This window comes from Protofrankia sp. CiP1_Cm_nod4, assembly GCF_982290645.1.
The window spans coordinates 31,228-40,154 of sequence record NZ_CEVIVC010000037.1 but is presented as its reverse complement, the minus strand read 5'-3'; the positions used below and the strand labels follow the sequence as shown (position 1 = coordinate 40,154).

Below are 8,927 nucleotides of genomic sequence, written 5' to 3'. Positions count from 1 at the left end.
CGGCGAGCAGGCCGACCACACCGTCCGCCTTCTCCACCACACCACGGATCAGCAGCGCCGGGCTGGCGCGGGCGACCCGGTGGTAGCCCTGCCACAGCCCGAGCATGCAGATCACGTTCACCATCCCCGTCTCGTCCTCGATGTCGAGGAAGGTGATCCCGCCCGCGGTGGCCGGGCGCTGTCGGTGGGTGACCGCGCCACCGATCAGCACCCGGTCCCGTCCGAGCTGGGCCCTGCGCGAGGGTCACGATCATGCCGGCGCCTCGGCGATCGGCGTGTTCTGCGCGGCGGCCAGCCACCACCGGCCGTCCCGTTCGATCAGGGTGTACAGGGCCATCTCCGAGAACCCGGTGCCGTCGTGTGCTCGCCGGCGGATCTGCCCTATCGCGATTCCGGGCGCCGGGGCGCGCACGGCGACGACCTGGAACTCTGAACGCGGTGCGACCCGGGCGCCCATGAGCCGACGATGCACGGCGATCAACTCGTCGAAGCCAGCCAGGCTGGCGCCGTAGGGACTGCCCCACAACACGTCCGCGGCAAAGGACTGGTCATAGACGTCCGCGTCGCCGGCGTCCAGGCCTTCCTGCAACTCGGTCGCGAGACGGGCCATGGCCGCCTCGGCCGCGGCGTGTGCCGCCGGGTCGTCGTCAAGCACCGGCCGCATCTGAATCCGAGCCATGGTTCCTCCTCGGTAGGGGGTCCACGCCGGACGCTAAGAGCTGAACCGAACTTGAAGTCAAGGCTCTGCGATCAATCCCAGCGCAGACGCCCGCCAGGCCCAGGTTCAGCCGCTCCACCGCGTGGCGGGCGATGAGGAGGGCGTCGAACAGGGCATCCAGCTCGGTGTGGATCCGCTCGCACCCGGCCGAAATTAGATCGTCAGGATCAGAACCGGGCCAACTTTACTGGCACGAACTCCCAACGGGCCAGACTCAATGACAACGGGCCGGCTTCGACAGCGAAGGACAGCGAGGACCACACTCGCCGGCGAGGAAGGCCGGGGTGGGGCCAGAACTCGCCCGCGATCAAGAGCTCCGGAGATCACTAAGTGGGTCCCGGACTCGGAAAGTTGGGCCACTTCGTTGACACAAACCGCCGCCGATCATCAGAACAAGATCATAAGAGTTGGGTGCATCACAGCAACACCAGGTCGACGGGGCCGCGGGCAGCGCGGGCCAACGCCGCCGCGCCGTCGGGGCACCGCCCGCTGCCATGGCGCAGCGCACGAAGCACAGCGGCCAGCCGCTCACCGGTCCCACTGTCGTCCTCGACAATCATGATGCTCGCTATGACACCACACGACAGTTTCTGACCAGAACCCGCTCGCTCGCCCTTCTTACTCGCAAGGCGACGTTGTCGAGTTCTGCCGGCAGTGGGTGAAAGCATTCCACACTGACGGCCGGCAGGTCGCTCATCACCCCATCGAGCCGGGCGACGGGCGATTTTCCGGTCGCGCCGGGACGCCGTCGCCACGGTTCTTTAGCTGCTGGACGAGCTCATGCAGACCGGGATCGCGGACAGCAGGACAACAGCCAGGGCGATGGGGATGATGTAGTGGTCGATCGGGATCGAGCGACCGAGAGAATATCCTGGCAGCGTCACGCCGAGCGCCCAGACGAGACCCCCGACGATGTTGTAGACGGTGAAGGCGCGGGCGGGAACGCGGTTGACGCCCGCACGCCCTCACATCTTCCTTACATGAAGCGACGTGCAGGATATCGACACCACAGCGCCTTGGCCACCGGGCCGTCGACAGGGGAGGAAGCACCGCGCGGTTGGACGGCAGGCAACACCCCACGGCCGATCCGTCCTCCCCGGCTCCCCCCGTCGCCGGTCCGCCCACCGCGACAGACGAACCGAGAAAGAGACCCATGACCTCACAACGCAGCCTCGTCACCGCAGACGACACTCTCGCGCCGGTTCGTCGGCCCCTCAGCAAGGTCCCAGAAGTCACCATATTCTTCTGGATCATCAAGGTCCTCTGTACGACGGTCGGTGAATCGGCCGCCGACTTCCTGAACGTCGACCTGGACATCGGTCTGACCGGGACATCCGTTGTCACCGGTGTCCTCCTCGTCGGCGCCCTGATCCTTCAGTTCACCGCGAGCCGCTATGTACCGGCCAGGTACTGGCTCACGGTGGCATTCGTGAGCGTATTCGGAACACTGGTGACCGACAACCTCACGGACAACCTCGGCGTGCCGCTGGAAACGAGCACTCTGATCTTCGGTGTCCTTCTCGCGCTCACCTTCCTCGCGTGGTACCTGACCGAGAAGACGCTCTCCATCCACTCGATCTTCACCCGGCGGCGCGAGGCATTCTACTGGCTGACCATTCTCGTCACCTTCGCCCTCGGTACAGCAACCGGCGATCTCATGGCCGAGGTGCTCGGAATCGGCTACCTGATGACAGGCGTCATCATGGCGGCGTTGATCGCCGCTCTCGCCATCGGGTGGCGATTCGGGCTCAACCCCGTTCTCGCCTTCTGGCTCATTTACATTCTGACCCGGCCGCTCGGCGCGTCGATCGGTGACTACCTCTCCCAGTCACCGGACGCGGGCGGGCTGGGCCTGGGCGCCACACTGACAAGCGTGATCTTCACGGCCGGGATCATCGGCATCGTCGTCTATTTCTCGGCGACGAAAGTGGACGTCATCCCGACCGCCTCGACCTACGACACCGGCACGACGACAGGGCCAACAGGACCGCCGGGACAGGGCGGCCTGGCGCAGACGGTCGTCGTGGTGGCCCTCATTCTCGTCACCGCGGGGACGGGATACTTCCTGCGCAAGTCCGCACTGGAGAGCGGCACCCCGGGCCTGGCCTCCAGCGCCGGCCAGACAACACAGACCTCTCCTCTCGGCGACCTCTCGAAGTTCCGGACCATCACACAGGACACGCTGGATCGCCTGAACGCCGGCCAGCAGTCCTCCGCCACCTCCCGTATCAGCGACCTCGAAACCGCGTGGGACGACGCCGAAGCGCGCCTGAAGCCAAAGGACAAGTCCGCCTGGAGCGCAATCGATGACAAGATCGACACGGCGCTACGCGCACTTCGTTCGACGAACCCGGACATGAACCACGAACGAACAGCCCTGACCGAACTCCTCGCCGGCCTCGGCCCGAACACCGGTACCTGACTGAAGACCCTCCGAGCCGGCCCTATCCGCGTGGAGCGACCAAGAAACGCTGGAAACGGCGCCATGCCCCGCTAACGATTTTTGGTCGGACCCGATACCCGGTTCCTCCAGCTGGTGCGGAACTCCCGCTCACCACAGGTCGATCTTTCTGTCACTCATAGTAATCGCATGGGCCGGTGGTTTAGACGGTCTCGACGCTGTATGTAACGATCAGCGCGCCGCGCCCAGTGTTCGCCCGTTCTCGCGGCAGCCCCAGCATGCGCTACTCGGTGTAGCGGTCGAGCTTGTCGGTCGACTCGTCGGCGAGCTCGAGGCCGCACAGTAAGCCTGTGGGCGATGTCGTACGGATGACCGCGGGCCTGGGTGGTCTGCTGGCCGTTGCGGTCACCTGCCTCACCGTCGCCCGGGTGCCGCTTCGCCGGGCGATGGTCACCGCCGCGGCCCGTGCGGTCGCCCAACTCGCCCTGGTCGGCCTGGCATTGCGCGGGGTGCTGGCCGCTCCAGCGACAACGATCGCGGTCCTCGCCATGATGCTCACCGTCGCGACTCTGACCGCGACAGGCCGCCTCACCGGCTTCCCCCACGCCGGGCGTGTGGTCCTCACCGCCTGCACGGCCGGCGCGGCGGTCACACTCGGGATCATCTTCGCCGTCCCGCTGCTCGACCGATCCGCACGCTATCTGGTCGCAGCCGGCGGGATCGTGATCGGCGGGGCCATGACGGCCTGCACCCTCACCGGCCGGCGGCTGTTCGACGCGATGGTGCGCCGCCGCGCCGAGGTCGAGGCCTGGCTCGCCCTCGGCGCCACACCGCGCCAGGCGGTCGCGGACCTCACCCGTACCGCCGTCCGGGAGGCCCTGCTGCCCGCCGTCGACCAGACCCGCACGGTCGGGCTGGTCACCTTGCCCGGCGCGTTCGTCGGCGCCCTGCTCGGCGGGGCAAGCCCCACGGACGCGGCACGCTTCCAGCTGGTCGTCCTCGTCGCCCTGCTCACCGCGGAGACGCTGGCGGCCGTCATCCTGGCCTGGCTGTTCGGTGCTCCTACCCACATCCCCGACCAGAATACGTAGCTCGTCGTATCCAGTTCGCGCGGCGACATCGTTGACCTGGCGCGCGGCTTGATTCAGCGTCCAGCCGTGGGCGTGCCGCCACGCCGTACGAGGCCGAAACTGATAACGCCTCGCGAACTCAGCGGCGATCTCACCGCGCCCCATCCCCAGAGCCCGCATGCGGGAACGAAGATCGTCCTGTTTCTCCCGCAGGCTCATCCGTGCCGTCGCCATCTCCACCCACTCAGTCCTTGGTCCGCAGCGCACCGCTATCGGCGCAGACTAGAGCGCCGGTCAGGTAGTCAGGCTGCTTGCTGATCGTTTCTGTGGCGGGCGATGACGTGGAGGTGGTGGACGACGGCGGTGCGGCGTAGGTCGAACAGGTTCTTGCGCTGCCCGCGGTAGCGGGCGCGGCGGCCCTGCCAGTGGCCGACGTGGGCGAGGGTGTGCTCGACCGCGGTGCGTTCGCGCAGGCGGGTACGGCCGGCTGGTGTCGCTTGGCGCCCGCGTGCTCGCCGCCTCCGAGGAGGACCTGGCCGCCGGCCGGCTGCACCTGGCGCTCTACGTCGGTGGCACCCAGGACGCCGGGTCGAGCGCCGGCCGGTTCACCTCACTGCTTCCGGGTAGCACGCCGCGCGTGGCCGACCCGCCCGCAGACGCGCTCGTCGCGGAGGTGGTGGCCCGGCCCCGCATTCCGGTGCTGGCGACGATCGCCCCGCCGACCGGTGTCGCCTCGATTCGTATCCCCGTCGGGATCCCCGCCCGGCCGGGTGATCTACGACTCGACGACTTGCTGCTCGTGGCCGACGCCGCGCGCCTCACGCTGTGGTCTCGGGATCGCCGGTGTCAGGTCGTGCCGGTCCTGAACTCTCGGATCGGGCCGCGTTACCTGCCGGCGGAGGCCCGGCTGCTGGCGCTGCTGGGCCGGTCCGGGTGCCGCCCGTGGCGGCTGTTCTCCTGGGGGCCGCTGCGTGACACCGCTTTCCAGCCACGGGTGCGGTATAGGTTGACGATTCTCGCGCCCGCCCGGTGGCGCCTGCCGAGGCTGCTGACGGACGCCGCGCGCGACACCGCGGCCTGGCCGGCCCAGCTGCGCTCCTGGCGGACGTCCACCGTCCCGCCACCTCCGACCGTGGTCGTCACCGACGATGACGAACGACAGCTCCCGCTCGACCTCGACGATCCGCGGGACGCGGAGCTGCTGCGCCGCTATGTGCGGCGCGGGCTGCGGGCCGTCACCGAGCAGCCCGGCGGCGACGGCACGATCCAGGAAGTCGTCACCGGGCGTCCGGCCGCCATCTGCTCGAACTCGTCATCCCGCTCGCCGCCACGGCGCCCCCGCCGGCCCCGGCTCGTCCTATCACCGCGCTGCCCCGGCCAGCTGGGGCCGGGCACTACCTGCCAGGCGGCCCGTGGCTGTCGCTCGCGATCGGCGCACCGGCGGCCCAGCACGACGAGATCCTCGCCGACCTCGCCGGGATCCTCCCGGACCTGCGCGGAATGTTCGACCGCTGGTTCTGGCTGTGCTACCGCACCCAGGCCACCGGCCCACACCTGCGGGTCCGTTTCCACGGGGCCCCGGCCGTACTCGGCGGCGAACTCCTGCCCGCCGTCTCCCAATGGGGCGCGCGCCTGGTGGCGGACGCTCTGGCCTCCGGATTCAGCGTTGAGCCCTACGACCAGGAGATCGAGCGCTACGGCGGGCCGCTGGCGATCGAGGCAGCCGAGGAGGTCTTCGCGGCCGACAGCGACCTGGTACTCGCCACGCTGACCGCGACCCATGAGCCTGAGCAGCGGCTCGTCGTGGCCGCGCTGACCGCGGCGACGGTGGCACGCACTCTCGCCGACTGTGATCATGCCGCGCTCGGCCGCCCCCGCCTCAACCGGGCCGCCCACCGCCGCCTCGCCGAGCTGCGCCGCCTCGTGAACGACGCGGCCCGCGGCGGCACAGCCGCGCTCCCAGCCGGGGCCGCGGGCGGTCTCGCCGACGGCCTGCCCGGAACGGCGCTGTTACACGCCCGGCTGGCGGTCGTCCATGCTGATTTCGCGACGGCCGCGGCGAACCACTGGACCCACGCGGCCCGCCAGACCCTGCGGGGCGTCGACCACCTCGTGTGTTTCACGCTGGTGCGGGCCTGGCCGCGTCGCTGATCATCGGCGTGCCCTGCCTCCCAGACCCAGCCCGCCACGCCACGAGCACGGCCAGGGCCGCCCGCTGGCTGTCCACGCAGGCCGTCACCCTCGCCGAGCACCACCACGCAGCCCTCACCCACCGGGCGATGAGCACGCCCTGGCACGTCTACGACGTCATCACCGGCCTCGCCGGGACCGGCAGGGTCCTGCTCGCCGCCCACCAGTCAGGGCACGCAGCCGCCGAGCCCGGGCTCCTCGCCGCGCTCACCACGCTGACCAACCACAGAGCGGGAAGCCGCCGCCCCGGCTGGTGGCTGCCCGCAGACCGCCACCCGGCCGCTGTCACCGCGCACCCCTCCGGCGCGGCGACCACCGGCATGGCCCACGGGATCGCCGGACCGCTCGCGCTACTCGCCACCGCCCCACCTGGCCGGATTCACCGTCCCCGGCCAACGCGACGCCATCACCCACGCCGCTGCCTGGCTGCTGCGCTGGCGCGACGAACGCACCAGGACATGGGCCCCGCACATCACCGGCGACGACCTCGATGCCGGCCACGCCGCCCCGCCAGCCGGACGCGCCGACGCCTGGTGCTACGGCATTCCCGGCATCAGCCGCGCGCTCACACCCGCCGGCCAGGCCGCCAGAGAACCCGCGGTAGAGGAGGCCGCCCGGGACGCGCTGCGCCTCCTCGCGGAACGGCCGGGCCACTGGGACGTCGAAGGACCGACGCTCTGCCACGGATACGCCGGCGTCCTCCGCGCCGCCGACACCATCCACAACACGGCCGTCGCGAAGCACGCCGCGACCGCGGTCACCGACGCGTTCGACCCCACGCGCCGCTTCGGTTTCGCACACGTCGCCGGGAGCACGGCCACCGACCGGCCCGGCTTCCTCACCGGCGCCGCCGGAACGGCGCTCGCTCTCGCCGAGCACGCCACGTTCCCCGTCCCCGAGGGCCTGCGCACGGCCTGGGACGCCCTGCTGCTGTCCTGACCCCGTCCGTGTCCTGACCCCGTCCGGCCAAGACGGTCAGACCGCGGCGGGTGCCTGCTCAGCCACCCGGACGAGAACCCGGCTGTCGCGCTTGTCGACCGCAAGCAGCACACCCGACGCCTCCGGACGGACGGCGTCGGCCGGATATGCCTCGATCCACAACTGGACGCCCTGCCCACCGTCACGGTCCCAGTCGCGGACCCGCCCGGCGAGCCGGGCCGCCAGATCGGCGCCCTGCGGGCCGTAGCCGCAGGCACCGATCTCGTAGCTGGGCATCTCCGCGTCGCCGTCAGGGCTCGGCCGCGTCGTGAGATACGCCAGCGTCCCACCCTCGACAACACCCATGCTTCCCCACGGCCCCTTCGGCGCCATCAGCCGGCCGGCATCGACCGCGGCCCGCGACACCAGAAGCCGGCAGAAGCCCTCCAACGTGGCCAGCCAGAAATCGAGATGCTCTGTCCAGCCCCACGGGACCTCGACCCCGGTCCAGCACACCGCCACAGGATGATCCAACGCGCCCCGCAGCACCGAGGCATCCCCCGGGCGATCGTCATCGAGCCGAATCGTCAGGTCCGGGCCGGCGCCGACCGGGATGTTCTGCTCACGAACGGCACCGACGCCGTGCATCGGCATGAACCCGTCCTCCACGACCGACCGGCTACGCAGAACCGCTCCGGCGCGCTCGAAGATAATTGTTCGGGTCAGGCCAAGCATCCGCAACGGCACCACCAGACGTCCGTCCTCGGCTAGCTGCTCCCACCAAGCCCTTGGACATCCCAGGCACCCGCCGTGACCACGATCCGGTCAAATGTCGCCTGTCCGGGCACACCGAGCATGCCATCTCCGTGGACCACGGTCACGGCCGCGCCCAGGCCGCTCAGCGCGGCGCGCGCCGCGGACGCCACGGCCTCGTCGTACTCGATCGTCGTCACGGAACCCGTCGGGCCGACCAGACGGGCGAGCAACGCCGCGTTGTACCCGGTCCCAGCACCGATCTCAAGAACCCGATGCCCCGGACGGACGTCGAGATCCTCCAGCATCCCCGCGACCGTGGCCGGCGCGGAGGCCGAGCTGACCGGAACCCCGTCGCCGTCGCGGTGGGTCACCACCGGGTCGGGCCCATAAGCGCGTTCCAGCGACACGTCGGGCACGAACACGTGCCTCGGCACCGCCCGCATCGCCGCGTCCACCTGGCCACTCAGCGCCGCGCCCGACGGCCGCAGGCCGTCCACCATCGCGTTCCTCAGCTTGTCCGCTGCCGCGGTCCCCGCCTCCAGACTCACGGCGCCAGTGTAGTTCGCCCGTCGCCGACCGTTCCCCGGTCGCCTCGCGCACACGCACCCGGTCTCGGCGACGTGGCGGTGCGCCAAGGCCAACTACGGCGATGGAATCGCTGTCCGGTAAAACACCTTGCCGTCATGCACGTGCGCACCCAAGGCGTCGTAAAAGGTCTGAGCCTGGGTGTTCTCCTGATCCGTGGTCCACTCCAAGCGGCTACGACCTTGCTCTTCGGCGATGGTCCGCAGGTGCTCCATGAGCATCCGCCCGACCCCGCGCCGCCGGGCGGCAGCGGAGACGTACAGCTCCTTAAGAAACAGCGAGTGCGTCA

General features: G+C 70.1%; 10 protein-coding genes and 3 pseudogenes. 6 read left to right on the top strand and 7 right to left on the bottom strand.

What is annotated here, in order from left to right; translation table 11 throughout:
• From AC5LSR_RS09725 to AC5LSR_RS09715, 3 genes are all read right to left on the bottom strand, one after another.
• The coding region (locus AC5LSR_RS09725) for a hypothetical protein (protein ID WP_493464714.1) at nucleotides 1–211 on the bottom strand (211 nt) is incomplete at its 3' end.
• Nucleotides 212–250: 39 nt separating this feature from the next.
• Complete coding sequence (locus AC5LSR_RS09720; protein WP_250281571.1) at nucleotides 251–679, bottom strand: SgcJ/EcaC family oxidoreductase; 429 nt, start codon at nucleotides 677–679, stop codon at nucleotides 251–253.
• Nucleotides 680–1,134: 455 nt separating this feature from the next.
• Nucleotides 1,135–1,278: a hypothetical protein gene (locus AC5LSR_RS09715; RefSeq protein ID WP_250281573.1), complete on the bottom strand. Its 144-nt coding sequence runs from the start codon at nucleotides 1,276–1,278 to the stop codon at nucleotides 1,135–1,137.
• A 593-nt stretch (nucleotides 1,279–1,871) separates the two neighbouring features.
• Here AC5LSR_RS09715 and AC5LSR_RS09710 point away from each other — a divergent pair.
• Together AC5LSR_RS09710 and AC5LSR_RS09705 are read left to right on the top strand one after the other, a co-directional pair.
• Complete coding sequence (locus tag AC5LSR_RS09710; protein WP_250292236.1) at nucleotides 1,872–3,140, top strand: COG4705 family protein; 1,269 nt, start codon at nucleotides 1,872–1,874, stop codon at nucleotides 3,138–3,140.
• A gap of 347 nt (nucleotides 3,141–3,487) precedes the next feature.
• Nucleotides 3,488–4,210: an ABC transporter permease gene (locus AC5LSR_RS09705; RefSeq protein WP_250281576.1), complete on the top strand. Its 723-nt coding sequence runs from the start codon at nucleotides 3,488–3,490 to the stop codon at nucleotides 4,208–4,210.
• A gap of 281 nt (nucleotides 4,211–4,491) precedes the next feature.
• Here AC5LSR_RS09705 and AC5LSR_RS09700 read toward each other — a convergent pair.
• Nucleotides 4,492–4,698, bottom strand: a pseudogene (locus tag AC5LSR_RS09700) (hypothetical protein); the annotation flags it as partial.
• On the opposite strand from AC5LSR_RS09700, the pseudogene AC5LSR_RS09695 reads away from it, so the two are divergent.
• The 4 genes and pseudogenes from AC5LSR_RS09695 to AC5LSR_RS09680 form a co-directional block, all read left to right on the top strand.
• Nucleotides 4,680–5,333 (top strand): annotated as a pseudogene (locus AC5LSR_RS09695) (lantibiotic dehydratase); the annotation flags it as partial. The pseudogenes AC5LSR_RS09700 and AC5LSR_RS09695 sit on opposite strands and share 19 nt — an antisense overlap.
• Nucleotides 5,334–5,488: 155 nt before the next feature.
• The gene (locus tag AC5LSR_RS09690) at nucleotides 5,489–6,340 is read left to right on the top strand and encodes a thiopeptide-type bacteriocin biosynthesis protein (RefSeq protein WP_493468372.1); all 852 of its coding nucleotides are present in this window, start codon (nucleotides 5,489–5,491) and stop codon (nucleotides 6,338–6,340) included.
• 128 nt (nucleotides 6,341–6,468) lie between these two features.
• Nucleotides 6,469–6,750 (top strand): annotated as a pseudogene (locus AC5LSR_RS09685) (lanthionine synthetase LanC family protein); the annotation flags it as partial.
• Nucleotides 6,662–7,318 carry a lanthionine synthetase LanC family protein gene (locus AC5LSR_RS09680; protein ID WP_493468371.1) on the top strand — a complete coding sequence of 219 codons (657 nt, stop codon included), beginning with the start codon at nucleotides 6,662–6,664 and terminating at the stop codon, nucleotides 7,316–7,318. The pseudogene AC5LSR_RS09685 and the gene AC5LSR_RS09680, both read left to right, overlap by 89 nt.
• A 36-nt stretch (nucleotides 7,319–7,354) precedes the next feature.
• Here the strand turns inward: AC5LSR_RS09680 and AC5LSR_RS09675 are convergent, their stop codons facing one another.
• From AC5LSR_RS09675 to AC5LSR_RS09665, 3 genes are all read right to left on the bottom strand, one after another.
• Nucleotides 7,355–8,047, bottom strand: coding sequence for a class I SAM-dependent methyltransferase (locus tag AC5LSR_RS09675; RefSeq protein ID WP_250292241.1), 693 nt, complete (start codon nucleotides 8,045–8,047; stop codon nucleotides 7,355–7,357).
• Nucleotides 8,048–8,064: 17 nt separating this feature from the next.
• Nucleotides 8,065–8,553, bottom strand: a complete 489-nt coding sequence (locus AC5LSR_RS09670; RefSeq protein ID WP_493468370.1) for a methyltransferase domain-containing protein — start codon at nucleotides 8,551–8,553, stop codon at nucleotides 8,065–8,067.
• 141 nt (nucleotides 8,554–8,694) lie between these two features.
• Complete coding sequence (locus tag AC5LSR_RS09665; protein WP_250292243.1) at nucleotides 8,695–8,859, bottom strand: GNAT family N-acetyltransferase; 165 nt, start codon at nucleotides 8,857–8,859, stop codon at nucleotides 8,695–8,697.
• Between the last annotated feature and the right edge of the window lie 68 nt (nucleotides 8,860–8,927).

Excerpts from the sequence above, each read along its gene's own strand:
- AC5LSR_RS09665 (WP_250292243.1), bottom strand. The coding sequence starts at position 8,859 with ATGCTCATGGAGCACCTGCGGACCATCGCCGAAGAGCAAGGTCGTAGC.
- AC5LSR_RS09710 (WP_250292236.1), top strand. The coding sequence starts at position 1,872 with ATGACCTCACAACGCAGCCTCGTCACCGCAGACGACACTCTCGCGCCG.
- AC5LSR_RS09705 (WP_250281576.1), top strand. The coding sequence starts at position 3,488 with ATGACCGCGGGCCTGGGTGGTCTGCTGGCCGTTGCGGTCACCTGCCTC.
- AC5LSR_RS09715 (WP_250281573.1), bottom strand. The coding sequence starts at position 1,278 with ATGATTGTCGAGGACGACAGTGGGACCGGTGAGCGGCTGGCCGCTGTG.
- AC5LSR_RS09670 (WP_493468370.1), bottom strand. The coding sequence starts at position 8,553 with ATGGTGGACGGCCTGCGGCCGTCGGGCGCGGCGCTGAGTGGCCAGGTG.
- AC5LSR_RS09720 (WP_250281571.1), bottom strand. The coding sequence starts at position 679 with ATGGCTCGGATTCAGATGCGGCCGGTGCTTGACGACGACCCGGCGGCA.